The following is a 20,476-nucleotide window of genomic DNA, read 5'->3' on the forward strand; positions in this document are numbered from 1 at the left end:
CCCTGGCCCTCTACGGACCGTCAGGCCCGGCCGCCCGGCCCCGCCCGATACCCCGCCCCTCATCCCGAAGTGGCCAACCAGGCCTGCCAGTGCGGGGCGAGGAGGGCAGCGTACTCCTCGTACCCTGCGGCGCCCGGGTGCGCCCCGTCCCCGAGGGCGACCTCGCGCATCCACACGGCGTTCCCGCTCAGCGCCCGGTGCACCGAGACGTACGGGACGCCGGCCGCCCGGCAGACGCGGGCGAAGTCCTCGTCGAGCAGCGCGGTACGGGCACTGTGCGCCGGATCGGAGACCGGCGGCGGGGAGACCACCAGGGCGGTCCAGCCCCGGGCCGCGGCCCGGTCGAGCATCGCCGCCAGGTTCGCTGCCGACTGCTCGGGCGCGACGCGGGGGCGATCACCCTCGTGGGCGGCGTCGTTGACGCCGAAGCAGAAGACGACCCGCAGGTCGGTGCCGTGCCGCAGCCGCCGGGCGCACTCGTCCTCCCAGCGGCCGATGATGTCCGCGGAGGTCTCGCGACGGACCCCGAGGTTGTAGTGGGTGGACGGCAGGCCGTCGGCGAAGGCCCGGGCGGCCAGCCGGCCGGGCCAGCCGAGGCAGCCGGGATCGCCGACCCCGGCCACCAGGGAGTCCCCGACGAAGCAGATGCGGAGATCACGAGTCATGCGGTGATAGTCGCACGCCCGTCGGGGGCCGGGACCGGGCCGGCCGGTTCTCCGAGGCCTGCTCAGCTACGGACCGGCGACCGGTGCCGCGTTACGGTTCCTCCCGTGGACGTGGACGTGGACGTGGACATGGTGGACGTGGACCGGGACCGGGACCGAGACGTGGACCGGGACCTGGACGGCTGGGAGGCGGGGCACCGGGCCGCCTACGGCTGCGGGGCCTGGGAGCGGGCCTGCCGGCAGGCGGGCGTGCTGGTCGCCTGGTGCCAGGAACAGAGCCTCGGCCCGGGCGCCCTGGCACCTCGGCGGGTTGCCGCGGATCCCGGTCCGCGGGCCAAGTGGCCGTGGGGAGACGGCCCGCACACCGTGGGCCTGGTGCTGTGGCGGGCCGCCTTCGACGCCGGGGTCCTGATCGACGAAGTCCCACTCGCCGACACCCTGCGGCACTGCGCCCCGGGGGCCGAACCCCTGGCGGCCGGCCCCCTGCCCGACGGCGCCCGCAACGGGTGGATCGGCTTCGGGAGCGCCGAGTCGGTGGCCAGGATCAGGCACGTCCTGCAGATCCACGTCGCGGCCGAGCCTGTGCCTTCCCGCCCCGCCGCTGCACGGCCTACGCTCGGCCACCGCGTCCGGGAACTGCGGGCGACACCCGACTGGGAACAGGGCGACTGGCCGGCGGCCCTCGCCCGGGCGAGGGCGGCCATGCGACAGGCGGACGACCAACGGGAGCGCGGGACTTGGCTGCCCACCGCCCAGGAAAGGTCCGCCGGCCGACGGACGGGCCTGGACCGGCTCCCGGCCGACGAACCCGCCGCCGCAGGGGGCCGGACGTCGAGCTGGCTGACGCAGGCATCGCGCCTGGTCGACCTCGCAGCCGTGCTGTCCGCCGCCGCCGACGCGCTGCCGCGCGACGGGCACGCAGGCCCGGGCCCGCTGGCCCACGTCCTCGACAGCACGGCCGGTGCCTGCACGGCGCTGCGGACCAGCACCGAGGAGCTCGGGCACCTCTGGGCGGCCGAGCCGCACCCGCCGGTGGACCCGGACTCCTGGGAGGCGTCGCATGTGCCCGGAGCGCTGCGCACCCAGACCGAGGAGACGCAAGACCTGCTCCGCACGGTCGCCGTCTTCCTGTGGGTCCTCGCGTGCGGCTGACGGGCCGGAGAGCGCGCCGACGGGCCGCCGCAGCCGCCCCCGCTCGGCGGACATGTCCCTGGCCTCAGTAGAAGTCGCCGCGGCGCTGCTCGGGGTTGACGGCCTCGCGCCGCTGCTGCAGCAGCCGGGCCGTGTCGGTCGCCGACATCTCCCGCAGGTGCGCCTGACTCTGCAGGAGCATCAACGACCCCAGCGCGTGGCGTCCGGTCAGCGGGTTGTCCACGCAGGACCGGTACAGCGCGGCGGCCCGACCGGTGTCCTGGTGGTAGGTGCGGTAGAGCTCGGCGGCGCGGTACTGGGCGTACGGGTGGTCGCGGGCGGCGGCCGCCAGGAAATACTGCAAGGCGTGCGCCACGGGGGCGTGGGTCAGTGGCAGCAACCCCTCCAGGTACAGGTCGCCCAGGGCGAGCATCGCTTCGGGCTCGCCCAGTTCGGCCGCGGCGCGGTACCAGCGGGCGGCTTCGTCGAACGACTGCCCGAGACCCGCCTGTGCGCAGCCCTGGTGGTACAGCGAAGCGAGGTAGTAGGCCGCCCGTGGCGAACCCGTGCTCTGCCGCAGCCACGGCAGCGCGCTCGCGTACCGTCCCTGCGTGTACTCGACGTGCCCGAGGAGCTCGACGGCGGCGCCGTGCCCGTCGGCCGCCGCCGCTCCCAGGAAGAAGGCGGCCGCCTCACGGTGCTGCGCGCCGTTCCAGCAGTGCAGGCCGATCCGGTAGTACTCCTCGGCTCCGTTCGGCTCGTGCCCGTCCACGGTGAAGTCGATCCCGCGCCACAGCACCACGTCACTGGCCTTCCTCGTCCTGGCCGCACCCCGGCGGGTGTCCGGGGCCATTGTGCAGCAGCCGGTGAGAGGCCGGACGGGGCGATCCCTGTGCCGCCCGGAGTACGCCCGGTGCGTGATCGGCGGCTAGCTCAGCATCTGGTGCCATGAACGAAGCCGAGCATGTCATGGACTGGCTGCAGGGGTGGTAGTCCGTGCAGTGCGACGAGGACTGGGAGCACGAGTGGGGCGTGACGATCGACACGCTCGACAAGCCCGGTTGGTCGGTCCGCGTGGACCTGGAGGAGACCGACCTCGAAGGGCGCGAATTTCCCCGCCAGGACATCAAGCGGGGCAAGGACGACTGGGTCATGGCCCGGACCGCTGATCTGGCCTTCCACGCCGCATGCGGATCGGGCAACCTCACCGTGGCACTCACCCTCTTCCGCAGTTGGGCGAGGAGGAACGCCCCCGAGGAGCGGTAGGACAGCGCCAGTTCGACAGCTTCGGCCCGGGGCGCCGCTGCACCCGGCGAGCCTGTGCGGTTGGAGCACCAGGTTCAGCAGTACACGTCGATGTAGAGCAGGACCCGGCCGTTGGAGACGAACTCGTAGGCCAGGAAGGCCCGGCCGTGCAGCGGGTCCCAGTCCCGCACGTTGAGCCGCTTCCTGATCTCCAGCCACCTGGCGGGCCGTTCGGCGGTCGGGACGTACTCGGGCACGTAGGTGTACCGGTCCCAGTCGTGCCCGACGTCGCAGCCCATCCACATCAGGTCGGCGGTGACGGCCAGCCGCTTGGCCCGCCGCGGGTCGAGCGGCCCCCGGGCGAGGGCCCACCGGACGCCCTCGGCGTCGGTGAACCCCTTGTACCGCACGGGGGAGTGGAGTTCCATGTTGGTCCACTGCTCGCCCTCGCTCTCGCCCTCGCGCTCGGGTACGGGCTGGTCCGCCACGGCGGGACCCGCGGCACGCGAACGCTTCTTCGGCATCGCCCCAGACTGCCATCCGGCCGGATCAATCGTCACCCCGCAGCGGTGCCTTGGCGAACTCCGCCATCCCGTCCGTGAAGGACACCCGCGGCCGCCAGGCCAGCTCGGTCCGCAGCCGGGACGAGTCGGCGGTGACGTGCCGGACGTCGCCGAGACGGTAGCGGCCGGTGACCACGGGATCCGGTCCGCCGAAGGCCCGGGCCAGCGCGGTGGCCATCTCGCCGACGGTGCGGACCTCGCCGCTGCCCACGTTGTACGCCCGGGCGCTGCCGGCCGGGCGGTCGGCCAGGGCTTCGAGTGCGGCCGAGTTGGCCGCCGCGACATCCCCGACGTGGACGAAGTCCCGGCGCTGGCCGCCGTCCTCGAACACCTGCGGGGCCTCGCCCCGGGCCAGCGCCGAGCGGAACAGCGAGGCGACGCCGGCGTACGGGGTGTCGCGCGGCATCCCCGGCCCGTAGACGTTGTGGTAGCGCAGGGCCAGCACCCGGCCGCCGCGGGCCCGGGCCCAGGCCGAGGCGAGGTGCTCCTGGGCGAGTTTGGTCGCCGCGTACACGTTGCGCGGGTCGGCGGGGGCGTCCTCGCCGGTCAGGCCGGGGGCCAAGGCGGCTCCGCAGATCGGGCACGGGGGTTCGAACCGGCCGGCGTCCAGCTCGGAGGCGACCCGTGGCCCGGGGGCGACCTCGCCGTGTTCGGCGCAGTGGTAACGGCCCTCGCCGTAGACCACCATCGAGCCGGCGAGCACCAGGTCGCCGACGCCGGCGCGGTTCATCCCGGCGAGCAGCACGGCCGTGCCGAGGTCGTTGCAGCCCGCGTAGTCGGGCGCGTCGTCGAAGTCCAGGCCCAGCCCGACCATCGCGGCCTGGTGGCAGACCGCGTCCACGCCGTCCAGGGCGCGGGCCACGGCCGCCGCGTCCCGGACGTCGCCGTGCTGGAACTCCACGCCCTCGGGGAGCCGGACCGCCTCGGCGCCGCCGGGATGGACGGCTGGCAGCAGCGCGTCCAGCACCCGGACGGTGTGCCCGTCGCGGAGCAGCCGGGCGGCGACGGCCGACCCGATGAAACCGGCACCGCCGGTGAGCAGAACATCCATGGCGCCGACGCTAGAGCGGTCGGGCGGTCCCCGGGGGATTCCGTGGCCGTCCGTCAGCGGTCCGTAAGGGTGGGCCGGGGCCGGGGCCGGGGCCGCGGAGGCCGGACGCTCGGGGCGGTTCCGCGGGGCGGGCGGCCCGTACCGTGTGGCGGTAATCGGAGGAATGTCAGGTTGATCTATATATAGGGGAGTATCCGAAGGCGAGCGAGGAGGACGGCATGGGCAACGGCACCGGCGGCAGGATCGTGGTCGGCGTGGACGGTTCGGCGGCGTCGCGCAGCGCGCTGCGCTGGGCGGTCGAGCAGGCCAGGATCACCGGCGGCACGGTCGAGGCGCTTTCGGCCTGGGAGTACCCGGCCTTCTACGGCTGGGTGGGCTCGGTGCCTGTCGCCGACGGCTTCGACCCGGAGGCGCTGGCCACCCGGACGCTCACCGAGGCCGTCACCGAGGCCGCCGGCGCCGAACCGTCGGTCAAGATCACCCAACTGGTGATCCCCGGCAACGCCGCCCGGGCCCTGCTCGACCGTGCGGCCGGCGCGGCCCTGCTGGTGGTCGGCAGCCGTGGTCTCGGCGGGTTCTCCGGGGCCCTGCTCGGCTCGGTCAGCCGCCACCTCACCGAGCACGCGCCCTGCCCGGTCGTGGTGCTCCGCGAAGGCCAGGAGCAGGCACCCGGCGCCTGACCCCTGACCCTGCCCCGGTCCTGACCTCCGACCCGGCGCCTCAACCCGGCGCCCCTGCCGGCCCCGTCCCGTCCCGTGCGGTCCGGGCCTGACAGCCGCCCGCCGAGACGCCAGGATGGAGCCATGCCAGAAGGGGACTCCGTCTACCGCACAGCGGCTGACCTGCACACGGCGCTGGCCGGTGCGGTCCTGACCGTCGCCGACCTGCGGGTGCCCGCGCACGCCACCGCCGACCTCACCGGCCGCACCGTCCTGGACGTGACCCCGCGCGGCAAGCACCTGCTCACCCGGCTGGAGGGCGGCCTCACCCTGCACACCCATCTGCGGATGGACGGCCGGTGGGCGGTCCACCGGCCCGGCGAACGCTGGTCCGGCGGCCCCGCCTGGCAGATCAGAGCCGTCCTCGGCACCGCGCACGCCACCGCCGTCGGCTACCGCCTGCCCGTCGTCGAGCTGCTGCGCACCGCCGACGAGCAGCGGGTCGTCGGCCATCTGGGCCCCGACCTGCTCGGCCCCGGCTGGGACCCGGCCGAGGCCGTCCGCCGGCTCCGCGCCGTGCCGGGCCGGCCGCTCGCCGAGGCGCTGCTGGACCAGCGCAACCTGGCGGGCATCGGCAACGTCTACGCGGCCGAACTCTGCTTCCTGGCCGGCCGCACCCCCTGGACGCCGGTCGGCGAACTCCCCGCACCCGAGCGCCTGGTGGACCGGGCCCGGCAGCTGCTGGAGGCGAACAAGCTGCGCCCGGGCCATGTGACCACCGGTGACACCCGGCCGGGCCACCAGCACTGGGTGTACGGCCGGGCCGGCCGCCCCTGCCCGCGCTGCGGCACCGCCGTGCTGACCGCCCGGGTGGGCACCCCGCCGCAGGACCGGGTCGCCTACTGGTGCCCGTACTGCCAGCGCGGCCCGGCCCCGCCCGGCGCGCCGCGCCCGATCACGGCCGCTCGACCAGCGCGGGGTGGCGGGGGTCGTCCACCCGCACGGTGAGGTCGGCGGCGTCCGCGGGTCCGGTCTCGGCCTCGTAGCGGGCGAAGGCGGGCAGCGTCCAGTGCTCCTCGGGCGGCGTCCGGCGGGCCAGCGCGGCCGGGGTGAGCGCCAGGTGGACGGTCAGGTCGAACGGGAGCCAGCGGCCGAGCAGCAGTTCGCCGTCGAGCAGCAGCACCCCGCCGGGCGGCAGCGGGGTGTAGCCGGCCCGGGTGGCGCGGTCGGCGGCCGCGTCCCAGAACGTCGGCAGCACCCGGCCGCTGCCGCCGGGCTCCAGCGGGTCGAGCAGCTCGCGCAGCAGGGTGCCCTCGTCGAGCCGCAGGTCGTGGTAGGCGTCCGGGTCCTGCTTGCCGTACTCCAGCCGGATCGAGGCAGGCCGCAGGAAGTCGGCGGCGGACACCCGCAGGGTGGGGCGGCCGCGCAGCCGCAGCGGCTCGGCCAGGGCGTCCGCGAGCGCGCCCGGCCGGGCGGCGGGCGCGCCGTCGACGGCGACGCGCAGCCGGCCGCCTTCGGGCAGGGCGGCGGCGAGGTCGGTGATGCGGTCGGCGAGGAGCTCGGCCAGCCGCTCGGGCGAGATGGGGCGTACCTGCACACCGTCATCCTGCCCTGCCGGTCCGCGCGGCCGGGCCGCCGGGCCCGCCCCCGGCTCGACCCTGGCCCTGCGCCGGGCCGACGGACGGGCCGTCAGGCACCGCCGCGCGTCGCGCGTCCCGCGTGTACCGTCAGGGCCCCGCGTCGGCCAGCTCGGCGAGCACCTGGGCGTGGCACAGCTCCGGCACGCACCAGCAGCCGAGCCGGTGCCCACGCAGCTCCGGCACCTTGGCCAGCAGCTCCGGTTGCTCCAGCAGCCAGGCCCGGTACCGGGCGACCACCTCCGCCCGGGTGCCGTCCCGGCCCGGGCGGAACGGGGAGGAGAACGGCGAGCCCGCGAGGTGCCAGCCGCCGCGGTGCATCGCGCGGCCGACGTAGACGACGTCCGCGTAGTCCGGGTCGTCCCGGTGGCCCTTGAGGTTGACCACGGTGGTCCGGCCGGCGGTCACGCGGCGCCCTCCGGACGGCCGGGCGCCTGCCAGTTCGGGGCCAGCGGCTCGGGCAGCGGGGTCTCGGCCGGGGCCACCACGGTCTTCACGAGCTTGTCGGCGAAAGTCTGCCGCCGGCTGTCCCACAGCGGCCAGAGGAAGCCCAGGAAGCAGGGCAGCGCGTCGAGGAGGTGGCAGACGTCCCGGACGAAGGACTTCCAGGTGCCGATCGGCCGGCCGGTGGCCTCCTTGTGCAGGTGGGTGTCGAGCAGCTTCTTGCCCCAGCTCTGCCCGCGGCCGCCGAGATACCAGCGGTTGTACACGAGGAGGGCGAAGGTGACCACGCCGAGCCCGGCCTCCAGGGCGGTGCTGCGGGGGTCCACCAGGCTCGCCACGCCGGACGGGATGCTCACCAGGAAGTAGTCGACGAGGAACGACATCACACGGGACCACCAGGGCGTGAACCTCATCGGGACCACCGATCTCGGGAGGGGGCGCCGGCGGTCGCGGCCGGGTGCGGGGCGGTTAGGGCCATGCTGGCGCAGCGCCCGTACCCCGCAACCCGGGTGGTCCGAGTGGCCGGGCACCTCCGGGCGGGGCCCGCGGCCCGCCAGCGCCCGCCTTGACAGGCCCCGGCCCCCGGCGTAGCAAGAAGAGATGCGCCAAGGTGTACCGGCGGACCAGCACGGCCCGCGCGAGACCCGCGGTACCAGGGCGGAGCGCGGCGACGCGCACCGCCGGCGGGCGCACGTTCCCGCGGCCGCCGGGCACGAGGTCGACGTCCTGCTCGCGGCCGCCGTCCGCAAGGCGCTCAGCAGCACCCAGGCGTACGGGGGCGTGGTCTACCTGCACTCGCGGGACCGCCGCTCGCTGGTCCTCACCACCGTCGCCGGCGTACCCCTGTCGCTGCTCAGCCCGATGCGCCGGATCGCCGTGGCCGGCCCGCTGCCCGCCGCCGTCAGCTACCGCACCGGCCGCACGGTCACCCTGGCCGACACCGAGGACACCATGCGGCGCTTCCCCCAGCTTGCCGTCGGGATGCCCTACGACTTCTCCTCCGCGTGCGTGCCGATCGCCTCCGACGGCCACGCCTTCGGCGTCCTGACCGCGTTCTGGCCGGCCTCGCAGCACGGTGTGCCGGACCGCGCCCCGCGCCATCTGCGGACCATCGCCAACCGCCTGGGCGGGGCGCTGGCCGGGCTGGAGAGCGGCGGCCACCCGGTGGAGGCCGCCGGGGACACGGCCGTGATCGAGCTGCCGACCCCCGCCATCGCCGTCACCCGGGTCGGGCTCTTCGACTGGAACCTCGCCACCGGTAGGCTCAACGCCGACGAGGAGATGTGCGAACTGTTCGGCGTCCCCCCGGCCGAGTACGACGGCCGCGCGGTCACCTTCACCGACCGGATCGCCCCCGCCGACCTGCCCGAGCTGCGTGCCGCCGCCCGCGCCGCGCTCGACCACCGCCGGGTGCTGGCCGCCCGGATCCGGGTGGTCGACCACGAGGGCCACGCCCACCCCGTCGAACTCTGGGGAAGGGTACCGGACACCGGCCCCACCGGCCGCACCCACCTGGTCGGCGCCGTCCTCGACAGCCGGACCGGCACCGCCGCCGCGGCCGCCGTCGAACGGCTGCGCGACGGCGTCTTCTCCCTCGACCCCGACGGGGTGACCGGCTACGTCAACCGCAGCTGCGAACTGCTGCTGGCCGCCCGCCGCGAGGACCTGGTCGGCCACCACCCCTGGGACGTGCTGCCCTGGCTCGCCGACCCGGTGTACGAGGACCGCTACCGGGCCGCGATGCTCTCCCAGCAGCCCACCGCCTTCCTCGCGCTGCGCCCGCCCGACACCTGGCTCGCCTTCTCGCTCTACCCCGACGCGCACGGCGTCACCGGGCGGGTGGTCGCCGCCGAGGCACCCCCCGGCGTCGCCGTGCCGCCCGTCGAGACGCCCACCCTGACCCGGCCCGGCATCGGCTCCACCTACCACCTGCTGCAGCTGGCCAGCGCACTCACCGAGGCGGTCAGCGTCAAGGAGGTCTGCCAGGCGGTCGGTGAGCAGATCCTGCCCGCCTTCGGCGGCCAGCAGCTCGCGATCTACACGGCGCGCGAGAAACGGCTCCACCTGGTCTCGCAGACCGGCTACCCGGACGGCTTCCTCGACCCCTTCGAGGGCACCCCGATGGGCACCCGACTGCCCGGTGTCGACGCGCTCAGCACCGGGACCCCGATCTTCTTCGAGTCCGTCCACCAGCTCTCCGCCGCCTACCCCGGCATCCCGCTCGACGAGATGCGCTCCTGGGCCTTCCTCCCGCTGATCGCCTCCGGCCACCCGGTCGGCAGCTGCATCCTCGGCTTCGACGAACCCAAGTCGTTCAGCAGCGAGGAGCGCGGCCTGCTCACGGCGCTGGGCGGCTTCATCGCCCAGGCCCTGGAACGCGCCCGGCTCTACGACGCCGAGTTCGCCCTCGCCCGGGGGCTGCAGCAGGCCCTGCTCCCGCACCGGCTGCCCCGGATCGAGGCGGTCCGGATCGTCGCCCGGTACCTGCCCGGCACCCAGGGCATGGAGATCGGCGGCGACTGGTACGACGCGATCAGCACCAGCTGCGGCGCCTGCCTGGTGATCGGCGACGTCGAGGGGCACAACGTCGGCGCCGCGGCCACCATGGGCCAGCTCCGCAGCGCCGTGCGGGCCTTCGCCAGCGGCGGCGACCCGCCGGGCGAGGTGCTCCGGCGCACCAACCGGCTGATGGTCGACCTCGACCCCGGGCTGCTCGCCAGCTGCTGCCTGATCTACCTGGAGCCCGAAACCGGCCACGCCTGCGCCGCCCGGGCCGGACACCTGCCCCCGCTGCTGCGGCACCCCGACGGCCAGACCGAGGCGCTGCACCTGCCCGGCGGCCCGCTGCTCGGCATCGACAACCAGGCCGAGTTCCCGGTCACCGAACTGGACCTCGCGCCCGGCTCGATCCTCGCCCTCTACACCGACGGCCTGGTGGAGGAGCCCGGGAGCGCCATCGACGAGGGCGTCGACCGGTTGCGCACCACGCTCGCCCACGCCGAGGCGGCCACCCTCGACGAACTCGCCGACCGCCTGCTGCTCGACGCCCGGCGCTCCACCCACCGCGCCGACGACGTGGCGCTGCTGCTGGCCGCCTACACCCCCGACTGACCACGCGGGCGTCCGCGGCCCCGCCGTCGCGGTCCGCCCCGGCGCGCGGGGGCGCGACTTTCGTCGCGGCACCCGACGACCAAGGGTGGCGGTCGGCCGCCGTCCGGTCCGGTTAGCCTCGCCGGGTGGCAGCGACACCAGGAACAGCGGACCGTACGACGGCGACCGGCGCGGGTACGGCCGGTACCCCCGGTACGGCCGGGAAGGGGACCGGTACAGGCACGGGGCGGGCGGCGGCGGTCGGGCAGGTCGCCGGCCGGGCCGTCCGCCGGGTCTTCCCGGGGCCGTGGGGTGCGTGGGCGCTGGTCCGGGAGGTCGTCGGCCTCCTGGTCCTCTCCGGGCTGGCGGCGCTGATCGTCGCGGTCGCGCACCGTGGGCCGCTGAAGCTGACGCTGTACGTGGCCGCGGTGGCTCTGCTGTTCCTGATGCGGCGCGGGCTGCCGGTTCCCGTCCTGCTGGTGACGGCGGCCGGGGCCGGGGCGATCGACAGCTTCAGCCCGCTGCTGGTCTGCGCCGCCTGGTCGGCCGGTTACCGGGTCACCCGGGCGCTGCCCACGCTGGGAGTGATGGCGGCCTCCTTCACGTTGATGACGGCCACCGCCGTTCTGCACGGGGACGACGTCGTCCCGGCCGAGGGGGTCGCCGGGTTCGCGTTGGGCGGCTTCCTGCTGTTCGCCGCGCTGCCCGCGCTGGCCGGCCGCTACCACGCCCAGCGCCGCGCGCTGGTCGTCGCGCTGCAGGAGCGCAACGACCAGCTGGAGCGCGAGCGGGTCATGATCGCCCACCAGGCCCGGCTGCGGGAGCGGCACCGGATCGCCCAGGACATGCACGACAGCCTCGGGCACCAGCTCGCACTGATCTCCGTGCACTCCGGCGCGCTGGAGGTGGACCGCTCGCTGACCGACCCCCAGCGCGCGGCGGTCGGCGTGCTGCGGCAGGCCGCGGTCGCCGCGATGCGCGAGCTCCGGGTGGTGGTGGGCGTGCTGCACGAGGAGTCCGCGCCGCCCGGCGCCGGGCGGGCGGGCGGTGGCTCCGGCGGCGGGCTGGACGGGATCGAGCGGCTGGCCGAGGGCTCCCGGGCGGCCGGCGCCGCGGTGGTGCTGAGCCGCACCGGGGAGGGCCGCCCGCTCACGGCGGCCACCGAGCACGCCGCGTACCGGATCGTCCAGGAGGCGCTGACCAACGCGCACAAGCACGCGCCCGGCGCGCCGCTCAGCGTCGCGCTGCGCTACGAACCGGACGCGCTGGTGGTCGAGGTCGCCAACGGGCCGGCGCCCGAGCCGCCGGCGGCCGGCCAGGTGGTCAGCGGCGGCCAGGGCCTCACCGGGCTGCGCGAGCGGGCCCGGCTGGTCGGCGGGATGGTGCACGCCGGGCCGTCCGCCGGGGGTGGCTGGCGGTTGGCCGCCGTCCTGCCCTACGACCACGACGGGGTGGCCGCGCCGGCCGAGGGCGCGGCCGACACCCTGCCGGGCGCCCTGCCCGCCGGGGCGGCGCCGGCGGTACCGGCCCGGGCAACGGGTCGGGGGGTGGGTCGGGCCGCCCGGCTCGGCCGGCCGGGACCGCGCAACCCCGCGGTCGGCTGCGCGGCCGGCGCCGCCGCGGTCGTGCTGGCCGTGGTGGGCCTGCTGGTCTGGGGCATGCTGGCCTTCGTGCAGGCCCTGGACGACGCGACCGTGAGCAAGAAGACGTACGAGTCGATCGCGGTCGGCAGTGCCGAGGCGGACGTCCGGGCCAGGCTCCCGGTCGGCAGCCGCGTGCTGACCCAGGGCTACCAGGGGACGGGGCCGACCCCGCCGGCCGGGGCGTCCTGCTCCTGGTACATCTCGGACGAACCGGGGAAGGACGGCTTCGACGACGAGTACGTGGCCCGGTTCTGCTTCAAGGACGGCACGTTGATCGACAAGCAGCACTACCGTGCGAAGGTATGACCGTGCCGCGTGCCACGCGGCCGGCCCGGGCGGAGCGAGAGCCGCGGCGCCGACCCCTGCCCGTCCAGGAGGACCAGCAGTGATCCGAGTCCTCGTCGCCGACGACGAGCCACTCATCCGCGCCGGGATCAGGATGATCCTCTCCTCGGCCGACGACATCGACGTGGTCGCCGAGGCGGCCGACGGGCGCGAGGCGCTGGAACTCGCCCGCGCCCACGGCGTCGACGTGGTGCTGCTGGACATCCAGATGCCCGTGATGGACGGCCTCACCGCGCTCGCCGAGCTGCCGCGGGCCGCGCCGGGCGCCCGGGCGCTGGTCCTGACCACCTTCGGCGAGCGTGACAACGTGCTGCGGGCGGTGGCGGCCGGCGGTGCCGGGTTCCTGCTCAAGGACACCGCGCCGGCCGAGCTGATCCAGGCCGTCCGGGCGGCGGCCGGCGGCAACGCCTTCCTCTCGCCGGTGGCCACCCGGTTCATCGTGGACAGCCTGGCCGCGGGCCCGGCCGGCCCCGCGGCGGCGCGGGCCGAGGCCGCCCGCCGGCGGCTGGAGGCGCTCACCCCGCGCGAACGCGAGGTGCTGGCGCTGCTGGGCGAGGGCCTCTCCAACGCGGACGCGGGCGCTCGGATCCACATGAGCGAGGCGACCGTGAAGACGTACGTCAGCCGGATCCTCGCCAAGCTGGGCTGCGACAACCGGGTCCAGGCGGCGCTGCTGGCCAGGGACGCGGGGCTGGACGCCGCCGGCTGAGGACTCGCCCGGCCGCCGCGCCGGACCCGGGCCCGGACCGGTGCCGGACCGGCGCGGGGACGCGGACCGACGTACGGCCTCGCCGTCGGACGCCGCTGGACGGCGGTGGTGGACGGCGGCGGTGGACGGGGTGGCTCAGCGGGAGGCGATCCGCAGGGCCAGCCGGGTACTGGAGTGGGCCACCCCCGCCTCGTGCTTGAGCCGCCGCAGCAGGTGGTCGAGCGCGGCCGCGTCGGCGGCCCGGGCCCGGAGCAGGTAGTCGTGCGCGCCGGTGACGTGCACCGCCTCGGTGACGCCGGGCAACCGCAGCACCGTCGTCTCGAAGGTGTCGCTGTCGGTCTCCGGCCGCAGGGTCACGTCGATGAAGACGGTCAGGCCGGGGCGGCTGTCGGCGGCCGGGTCGACCAGGGTGGTGAAGCCGCGGATCACGCCCGTCCGGATCAGCCGCCGCACCCGGTCCGCCGCGGCGTTGGAGCTCAGGCCGACCCGGGCCCCCAGGTCGCGGTAGGAGATCCGCGCGTCCGCCCGCAGCAGGCCGAGAATGTCGCTGTCCAGTTCGTCCATACCGCGATTATCGCGGTCGTGGGGCGTATGCGGCCGGGGAAGCACCCGCGGGTCTGTGACGGTGGCCCGATGACCGACTACTTCGTCCTGGTGGACGCACCCCTGGCACGGGCCCTGTTGGCGGGCGGCGCGGCGGGTCTGGGGGTGGCCCTGCCGCTCGGCGCGGTGGGCGTCCTGCTGCTGGAGGAGGGGCGCCGGGGGTGGCGCGCGGCCGCCGCCGCGGCAGCCGCGGTCGCGTCGGCCGACCTGCTGTACGCGGCGCTGGCGGTGACCGTCGGCTCCCGGGTCGCCGTGCTCCTCGCCGGATGGGAGGTGTGGACCAGGGCCCTGTCGGCCACGTTGCTGGGCGCGATCGCGGTCCGTGGGCTGCTCTCGCTGCGGCGCCCGCGCGCGCAGCCGGCCGCGCCGGCCGCCGGGGTGGCCGAAGGGGTGGCTGAAGGGGCGTCCGAGCGAGCCGGGAGTGTCGGGGGAGCCGGGGGAGCGGCGGTCGGTGCGGGTGGCGCGGCCCCGGCCTTCGTCCGCTTCCTGCTGCTGACGCTGGTCAATCCGGCGACGGCGCTCTACTTCGTCGCGCTGGTCTCGGCGGGCGGCCCGGGCGGAGGTGGTGGCGGAGGTGGTGGCGGCGGGCCGGTGACCGGCGCCCTGGCGGGCGCGGCGTTCGCGGGCGGGGTGTTCGTGACCTCGCTGGCCTGGCAGCAGGTGCTCGCCGTGGTGGGGGCGCTGGCCGGGGCCCGGCTCACCGGCCCGGTGGCGCGGACGGTCACCTACGGGGCCGGGTACGGGCTGGTGGCGTACTACGCGGTGCGGCTGGCGCTGCCGGCCTGAGACGGTCGGCGGGTGCCTGGGTCGGGCCGGGCGCGGGGCCGTCGGGCGGGGTGCGCCGGGTGGTCGTGTGGTTTCCGGGGGTTGAGGGACCGTCGGACGGACGGCGCGGTGTGGCGGGCGCCACCCGGGGGCGGGTGGTGTGGGGTGCGGCGGTGGTCGGGATGTCACGGAACGTCTGCCGGGGCTCGCTCCGCGTCGTCCGTGTGGGCGGGCTCACAGGCCCTCGGGTGTGAGCGCGGGCACCGAAATGTCCGTTTTGATCATGCAAATACGGATAAAAAGGGGCATTCAAGGCGCGATTCCTTGATCAATACCGCCGGTAACAGTGGACTGACCTGCGAGAACCCGTCAATGGTTGAACCAAACCTCCCGGAACCGTAGGTTCGTTCTCGTCGGTGCAACGAGCACCACCCGGGTTAACCCCCGTCGCACGGCCCACCGGATCACCCGGTGCGGGACGTGCCCGCCGGAGCGACCAACTCGAACAGGTCGCAGGCGTGCGGAGGGTTGCCGGGGCGGCGCGGCACGCTCTTCCGCGTGTCCGGCCGCTCATCGAGCAAGGCGATCGGGACAGGCCCTTCCGGGGTCTGGTTCCGCATGCCTGCCCGGGACACGCGAGAGGAATTACATGAGCTTCCGTAACGAGACCACCGCTGCCACCAAGACCGCCACCAAGCGCAACCGCGTGCGGATGGCCCTGATCGGCGGGGCCGTTGTGACCCTTCCGGTGGCAGGCCTCGTCACGGCCAACTCGGCTTCCGCTGCTTCCGTGTCCACCTGGGACAAGGTCGCCCAGTGCGAGAGCACCGGCAACTGGAGCATCAACTCCGGCAACGGCTTCTACGGCGGCCTGCAGTTCACCTCCTCCACCTGGGCCGCCTTCGGCGGTACCGCGTTCGCGCCGCAGGCCAACCAGGCCACCAAGGCGCAGCAGATCGCCATCGCCGAGAAGGTGCTCGCCTCGCAGGGCCCCGGCGCCTGGCCGGTCTGCTCCGTCAAGGCCGGCCTGACCGCCGGTGGCGCGGCCGCCGCCGTGGACACCTCGGCCCCGGCTGCCAAGCCCGCCGCCGAGGCGCCCGCCGCCCCGGCCAAGAAGGACACCAAGCCGGCCACCTCCTCGGACGCGGCCGCCGCCCAGGCGCCGAAGTCCGAGAGCACCGGGTCGACCTCCACCGACGCCGTGAAGTCGTGGAAGCAGGCCGGCCAGCACAACTCCGCCAAGGGCAGCTACACCGTCAAGAGCGGTGACACCCTGGGCGGGATCGCCGCCAAGTTCGGCACCTCGGTGACCAGCCTGCACGCCAAGAACATCCAGGTCATCGGCGCCAACGCCGACCTGATCTACCCGGGCCAGACCATCATCGTCTGATCCCACCCCGCACCACCGGCAGCCGCCCCCTCCTCGGAGGGGGCGGCTGTTCGCGTTCCGGCGGCCGGTGGTCAGGCTCGTCGGCGTCAGGTCCGCCGGGGCCCGCCCACCGGCCGCCGTCCGGGCTCGTCCGCCCACTCCCCGGGCCGCTTCGGGTACCGCCCGAGGGCCCGATTCGAACTTCCCAAGAACTCGTTCCGGATTTCTGTTATTCGGGTGAGCGCCGCAGGTCTCCTAGGTGTCAGGGCATTTTCGGGCAGGGCCACGGGGAGAGCGGACGCAGGTGAACAGTGCAAACGGGGCCGCCACGGTCGCGGCAGCGCAGGCCGGGGACGAGCGGGCGCAGGGCGAACTGATCGCGGAGTACCTGCCGCTGGTCTACAACATCGTCGGCCGGGCCCTCAGCGGCCATGCGGATGTCGACGACGTCGTGCAGGAGACCATGCTGCGGGTCGTGGACGGGCTGGGCAGCCTGCGCGACGCGAGCTGCTTCCGCTCCTGGCTGGTGGCCATCGCGATGAACGAGGTCCGCCGCCGCCAGCGGGCGCACAGCTCGGAGGCGCTCTGCGACGGACTGCACGAGGCCCAGGAAGTGGCCGACCCGGGCGCCGACTTCGTGGGCCTGACCATCGTCCGGCTGGGCCTGTCGGGCCAGCGCCGGGAGGTGACCGAGGCGACCCGCTGGCTGGACCAGACCGACCGTGAACTGCTGGCCCTCTGGTGGCTGGAGGCCGCCGGCGAGCTGACCCGGGCGGACGTGGCCGTCGCGCTGGGCCAGTCCCAGCAGCATGTGACGGTGCGGGTGCAGCGGATGAAGACCCAGCTGGAGGTGGCCCGGGTCGTGGTCCGGGCGCTCTCGGCGCTGCCGCCCTGCGAGGAGCTGGACTCGCTCACCGGGGCCTGGGACGGCGCCCCGGGCTCGCTCTGGCGCAAGCGGATAGCCCGTCATGCCCGGGACTGCGTGCCCTGCGGCGGTCACCGCAACGGTCTGGTGCCCGCCGAGGGGCTGCTGGCCGGCCTGGCGTTCGTCCCGGTGCCCGAGCATCTGGGCGGCCTGCTGCCGACGGCCTTCGGGTCGGCCGGGTCCGGCGCCGGTGCCGGTGCCGCCGCCACGCCGGCGGCACCTCCGGCTCCGGTTCCTGTGCCCGCCCCTGCACCCGCGCCCGCCCCGGCGCCGAGCCCTGGTGGGACGACGCTGCAGCAGCTCGCCCGCCGCCCGTTCCGGCAGGGGCCCGGCGCGCCCGCCGTGCTCGGCAGCATCGCGGCGGTGGCCGCCGTCGCCTGCCTCGCGTACGTGGTGCCGGAGGGCCCCAGGCCGGCCGACGTCCGCGCGGTCGTCGCCCCGACCGCCGAGCCCGCCGCCCTGCCGACCGTGTCCGAACCACCTTCCCCCGCACCGCCGTTGCCCGAGCCGTCGGTGACGGTGACGGCCCCGGAGCCGCCCGCTGCCGCGTCCCCGTCCGCGCCGCCGAGCCCCAAGCCGAGCCCCAAGCCGGTGCGCGCGCCGGCCACCGTGCCGCCGCCCGTGCCGGTGGCGGTGCCCTCGGTGGTCCCGGTGGTGGCACTCGACCCGTTCGAGCGGCAGCTCGTCGACCTGCTCAACAGCGAGCGGACCAAGCAGGGTTGCGCCCCGCTCCGGGTGGACCCGCGGCTGAGCCAGGCCGCACAGCAGCACTCGGACGACATGGCGGCGCGCGGATACTTCGGCCACACCGACCCCGACGGCGTCACCGCACCCCAGCGGATCGTCGCCGCCGGCTACCACTGGACCACGTACGCCGAGAACATCGGCTTCGGCCGGGACGACGCGACCGTGGTGGTGGGGGAGTTGATGAACACCCCCGACCACCGGGCGCACATCCTGAACTGCGCGTTCAAGGACATCGGCGTAGGCGCCCACTTCGGCCCCGGCGGGCCGTGGTGGACGCAGGACTTCGGGACGGCCCGCTGACCCGCGGGCCCGCTCCCCACCGGATCCCTGAACCCCCCTTGACCACCTGAACGACCGACCACCTGAACGACCGACCACCTGAACGACCGACCCCCGACCGCACCCTCGACCTCCGGCCCCCACGGCCGTTTCCCCACGCCGGGCCCCTTCCTGGCGAATCCCTCCTCAGGCATGCCCTGGGACGACCCCGCACAAGCAGACAGGACGATCGAGATGGCACGAAAGCGCGCCCTTCCGAAACGCAGTCCCCGCACCATGCTGGTCACGGCGGCGGCGCTGGCCGCCGCCGTGGCGGCCAGCGTGATCGGCGTCAACACCGTGACGGACGGCCAGCGTTCGGCAGTAGCCTCGGCCGAGCAGCCCGCGCAGGACGGCGTCGTGGGCGAGGCCGCCGGCGGCACCGCCTCGCCGGCGGCGAAGCCGGAGCACAAGGAGCCGCCCACGCCGATCAAGGAGATACCCAAGGACGACCCGGCCCACGGCCTGGTCTACACGGGTCTCACCCCGGCGCCCAAGGAGGACCCCTGCGTCGGCGTCTACCGGGTCTCCGACGCGGCGCTCTGCACCCACGGGCCCGACGCCCCGCCCGCCGGCGTGGACGTCCACAAGAACACCGAGCCCGCGGTGGCCGCGACCACCCCGGCGCCCGCGGTGCCGGGGGAGGGTGACGCCAAGCCGCCGTCCGCCTCGGACCTGCTGGCCGGTCAGCCCCCGGTGATCGACGCACAGACCGGCGCCGTCCTCGGCGCCGCCCCGACCGGGCAGCCCGCAGCCGCAGCCGCGGCCGCCGCGGCCGAGCCGGGCGCCGTCGCCGGTGCCCCGGCGGGCACCGCCGCCGCCGGCGACGCCGCGGTCGTCTGCGACGGCGACGGCACCAGCGGCAACCGGGTGCAGGTGCTGTACCTGCACGCCCCCGGCCAGGACCGCTTCGCCCAGTACCTGCCCTCCTTCAAGAAGTGGGCCGCGGACACCGACGCGATCTACAACGCGAGCGCCGGTGAGACCGGCGGCGTGCGCCACGTCCGGTACGTGACCGCCGCCGACTGCACCGTGTCGGTGCTGAACGTCGAGATCTCGGCGGGCGCGCTGCACGAGTTCGGCTCCGCCAACGACGCCCTGGCGTCCCAGGGCTACAACCGCCGCGACCGCAAGTACATGATCTTCGCGGACGCTCAGGTCTACTGCGGCATCGGCACCTTCAACGGCGACGAGCGCCCGGGCCAGGACAACCGCAGCAACTTCGGTCCCTCGTACGGCCGGACGGACTCCGGCTGCTGGGGCGGTTCGACCGCCGCGCACGAACTCGGCCACAACCTCGGCGCGGTGAACAACAGCGCCCCGCACACCAGCAAGGCCGGCCACTGCGTCGACGAGTGGGACATCATGTGCTACTCGGACGCGCCGTACTACCCGAAGATGCAGACCATCTGCCCCGACCGCGGCCACGACGAGCGGCTCGACTGCAACCACGACGACTACTACAACACCGCTCCCCAGCCCGGTAGTTACCTGACCACGCACTGGAACATCGCCAACAACCAGTTCCTGATAGCGGGCGGCGGCACCAAGCCCGACCCCACTACCAGCCCCTCGCCCACCCCGACCACCGGCCCGTCAACCAGTGCCTCGCCCAGCCCGAGCACCAGCGCGAAGCCGAGCCCGAGCGCCTCGCCGACCAAGCCGGCGCCGACCGCCTCGCCCAGCCCCACCACGCCCGCGCCGACCGGCGGCCCGGACATGACCGCGAGCCAGATCACCCAGAACTCGGCCGTCCTGAGCTGGCCGGCCGTCGCCTCCGCCGCCGGCTACGAGATCCAGCTGAACGGCAAGGCGCTGGCCACCGTCCGCTCCACCGTCGTCCGGGTCGTGCAGCTGCGCCCCGACACCGCGTACTCGTTCGCCGTCGCCGTCCGTGACCAGCGCGGCGCCACCACCAAGCCCGGCCGTCCGGCGGCCTTCCGCACCCCGGCGGCCGGCGGCGGCAGCACCGGTCCGACCGTGCCGGGCAAGTCGTACCTGCTGCTGAACAGCCTCACCGGCCAGTCGGCCGACATGTGGGGGAGCTCCACCAACGACGGTGCCGTGCTGATCGGTTACCAGCGCACCGGGTACGCCAACCAGCGCTGGCTCTTCGACGACGCCGGTGACGGGTTCCTGCGGATCAAGTCCGCGGTCTCCGGCAAGTGCCTGCAGGTCGGCGGCCGGCTGGTGGCCGGCCAGTACGTGATGCAGCAGCCCTGCAACACCGCGGCCACCTCCCAGCGATGGAAGCTGACCGCGGCCGGCAGCGGCTGGACCCTGACCGCGGACGGTGGCCCGCTCGCCCTCGGCGTCAGCAGCCGCTGGTACTACGGCGGCCGCCTGCTCGAACTGCAGCAGCCGGACACCCAGGGCTACCAGAACTGGACCGTCCAGCAGGCCTCCTAGGCCAGACACGGTCCCGACCCGGGACCGTCCCGGACCCGTCCCAGGCCTGCCTGGCCGACGCGGTCGCCGGCCGTACGGGGGGAGCCTCTCCCCCCGTACGGCCGTTCTCCGATCCGGCAGGGTCCGACCCCCGGCGGGCCCTGCCACCCCTTGAACCC

Annotated in this window: 19 protein-coding genes; 11 read left to right on the top strand and 8 right to left on the bottom strand. The window is 75.1% G+C overall.

What is annotated here, in order from left to right:
• Positions 1–59: 59 nt before the first annotated feature.
• Positions 60–665 (bottom strand): GDSL-type esterase/lipase family protein, encoded by a 606-nt coding sequence (locus OG689_RS35055; RefSeq protein WP_266325085.1) that lies wholly within the window; start codon positions 663–665, stop codon positions 60–62.
• A gap of 105 nt (positions 666–770) precedes the next feature.
• Between OG689_RS35055 and OG689_RS35060 the strand changes: the two genes are divergently transcribed.
• Positions 771–1,817: a hypothetical protein gene (locus tag OG689_RS35060; protein WP_266325087.1), complete on the top strand. Its 1,047-nt coding sequence runs from the start codon at positions 771–773 to the stop codon at positions 1,815–1,817.
• 64 nt (positions 1,818–1,881) lie between these two features.
• Here OG689_RS35060 and OG689_RS35065 read toward each other — a convergent pair whose 3' ends face one another.
• Positions 1,882–2,598: a hypothetical protein gene (locus tag OG689_RS35065; protein WP_266325089.1), complete on the bottom strand. Its 717-nt coding sequence runs from the start codon at positions 2,596–2,598 to the stop codon at positions 1,882–1,884.
• 194 nt (positions 2,599–2,792) lie between these two features.
• On the opposite strand from OG689_RS35065, the gene OG689_RS35070 reads away from it, so the two are divergent.
• The gene (locus OG689_RS35070; RefSeq protein WP_266325091.1) at positions 2,793–3,062 is read left to right on the top strand and encodes an immunity 53 family protein; all 270 of its coding nucleotides are present in this window, start codon (positions 2,793–2,795) and stop codon (positions 3,060–3,062) included.
• A gap of 74 nt (positions 3,063–3,136) precedes the next feature.
• Here OG689_RS35070 and OG689_RS35075 read toward each other — a convergent pair whose 3' ends face one another.
• Positions 3,137–3,565 carry a hypothetical protein gene (locus OG689_RS35075; protein ID WP_266325093.1) on the bottom strand — a complete coding sequence of 143 codons (429 nt, stop codon included), beginning with the start codon at positions 3,563–3,565 and terminating at the stop codon, positions 3,137–3,139.
• 25 nt (positions 3,566–3,590) lie between these two features.
• Positions 3,591–4,655: an NAD-dependent epimerase/dehydratase family protein gene (locus tag OG689_RS35080; RefSeq protein WP_266325095.1), complete on the bottom strand. Its 1,065-nt coding sequence runs from the start codon at positions 4,653–4,655 to the stop codon at positions 3,591–3,593.
• Between the two features lie 218 nt (positions 4,656–4,873).
• On the opposite strand from OG689_RS35080, the gene OG689_RS35085 reads away from it, so the two are divergent.
• Together OG689_RS35085 and OG689_RS35090 are read left to right on the top strand one after the other, a co-directional pair.
• On the top strand, positions 4,874–5,335 hold the full coding sequence (locus tag OG689_RS35085; protein WP_266325097.1) for a universal stress protein: 462 nt from the start codon (positions 4,874–4,876) through the stop codon (positions 5,333–5,335).
• A gap of 123 nt (positions 5,336–5,458) precedes the next feature.
• A complete protein-coding gene (locus OG689_RS35090) occupies positions 5,459–6,322 on the top strand; it encodes a DNA-formamidopyrimidine glycosylase family protein (RefSeq protein ID WP_266325099.1) in 864 nt (287 codons plus the stop codon).
• Here the strand turns inward: OG689_RS35090 and OG689_RS35095 are convergent.
• The 3 genes from OG689_RS35095 to OG689_RS35105 form a co-directional block, all read right to left on the bottom strand.
• A complete protein-coding gene (locus OG689_RS35095; protein WP_266325101.1) occupies positions 6,270–6,911 on the bottom strand; it encodes a uridine kinase in 642 nt (213 codons plus the stop codon). The genes OG689_RS35090 and OG689_RS35095 overlap by 53 nt on opposite strands.
• Before the next feature lie 130 nt (positions 6,912–7,041).
• A complete protein-coding gene (locus OG689_RS35100; protein WP_266325103.1) occupies positions 7,042–7,359 on the bottom strand; it encodes a DUF4326 domain-containing protein in 318 nt (105 codons plus the stop codon).
• The gene (locus tag OG689_RS35105; RefSeq protein ID WP_266325105.1) at positions 7,356–7,808 is read right to left on the bottom strand and encodes an RDD family protein; all 453 of its coding nucleotides are present in this window, start codon (positions 7,806–7,808) and stop codon (positions 7,356–7,358) included. The genes OG689_RS35100 and OG689_RS35105 overlap by 4 nt, the downstream gene beginning before the upstream one ends.
• Positions 7,809–7,995: 187 nt before the next feature.
• On the opposite strand from OG689_RS35105, the gene OG689_RS35110 reads away from it, so the two are divergent.
• The 3 genes from OG689_RS35110 (at position 7,996) to OG689_RS35120 (ending at position 13,182) form a co-directional block, all read left to right on the top strand.
• The gene (locus OG689_RS35110; RefSeq protein WP_266325107.1) at positions 7,996–10,506 is read left to right on the top strand and encodes a SpoIIE family protein phosphatase; all 2,511 of its coding nucleotides are present in this window, start codon (positions 7,996–7,998) and stop codon (positions 10,504–10,506) included.
• 125 nt (positions 10,507–10,631) lie between these two features.
• On the top strand, positions 10,632–12,434 hold the full coding sequence (locus tag OG689_RS35115) for a histidine kinase (RefSeq protein WP_266325109.1): 1,803 nt from the start codon (positions 10,632–10,634) through the stop codon (positions 12,432–12,434).
• 79 nt (positions 12,435–12,513) lie between these two features.
• Positions 12,514–13,182 carry a response regulator transcription factor gene (locus OG689_RS35120; protein ID WP_266325111.1) on the top strand — a complete coding sequence of 223 codons (669 nt, stop codon included), beginning with the start codon at positions 12,514–12,516 and terminating at the stop codon, positions 13,180–13,182.
• Between the two features lie 135 nt (positions 13,183–13,317).
• Here OG689_RS35120 and OG689_RS35125 read toward each other — a convergent pair whose 3' ends face one another.
• Entirely contained in the window at positions 13,318–13,746 is a 429-nt protein-coding gene (locus OG689_RS35125) for an Lrp/AsnC ligand binding domain-containing protein (RefSeq protein ID WP_266325113.1), read from the bottom strand.
• A gap of 69 nt (positions 13,747–13,815) precedes the next feature.
• Between OG689_RS35125 and OG689_RS35130 the strand changes: the two genes are divergently transcribed.
• The 4 genes from OG689_RS35130 to OG689_RS35150 all read left to right on the top strand — a co-directional run bounded on the left by OG689_RS35130 (position 13,816) and on the right by OG689_RS35150 (position 20,318).
• A complete protein-coding gene (locus tag OG689_RS35130; protein WP_266325115.1) occupies positions 13,816–14,571 on the top strand; it encodes a hypothetical protein in 756 nt (251 codons plus the stop codon).
• Positions 14,572–15,199: 628 nt separating this feature from the next.
• The gene (locus OG689_RS44920; RefSeq protein WP_323189355.1) at positions 15,200–15,940 is read left to right on the top strand and encodes a transglycosylase family protein; all 741 of its coding nucleotides are present in this window, start codon (positions 15,200–15,202) and stop codon (positions 15,938–15,940) included.
• 283 nt (positions 15,941–16,223) lie between these two features.
• Positions 16,224–17,891 carry a sigma-70 family RNA polymerase sigma factor gene (locus OG689_RS35145; RefSeq protein WP_266325117.1) on the top strand — a complete coding sequence of 556 codons (1,668 nt, stop codon included), beginning with the start codon at positions 16,224–16,226 and terminating at the stop codon, positions 17,889–17,891.
• A gap of 213 nt (positions 17,892–18,104) precedes the next feature.
• Positions 18,105–20,318, top strand: coding sequence for an RICIN domain-containing protein (locus OG689_RS35150; RefSeq protein WP_266325119.1), 2,214 nt, complete (start codon positions 18,105–18,107; stop codon positions 20,316–20,318).
• The last annotated feature ends 158 nt before the right edge of the window (positions 20,319–20,476 follow it).

It is taken from the genome of Kitasatospora sp. NBC_00240 (assembly GCF_026342405.1).
Lineage (GTDB): Bacteria > Actinomycetota > Actinomycetes > Streptomycetales > Streptomycetaceae > Kitasatospora.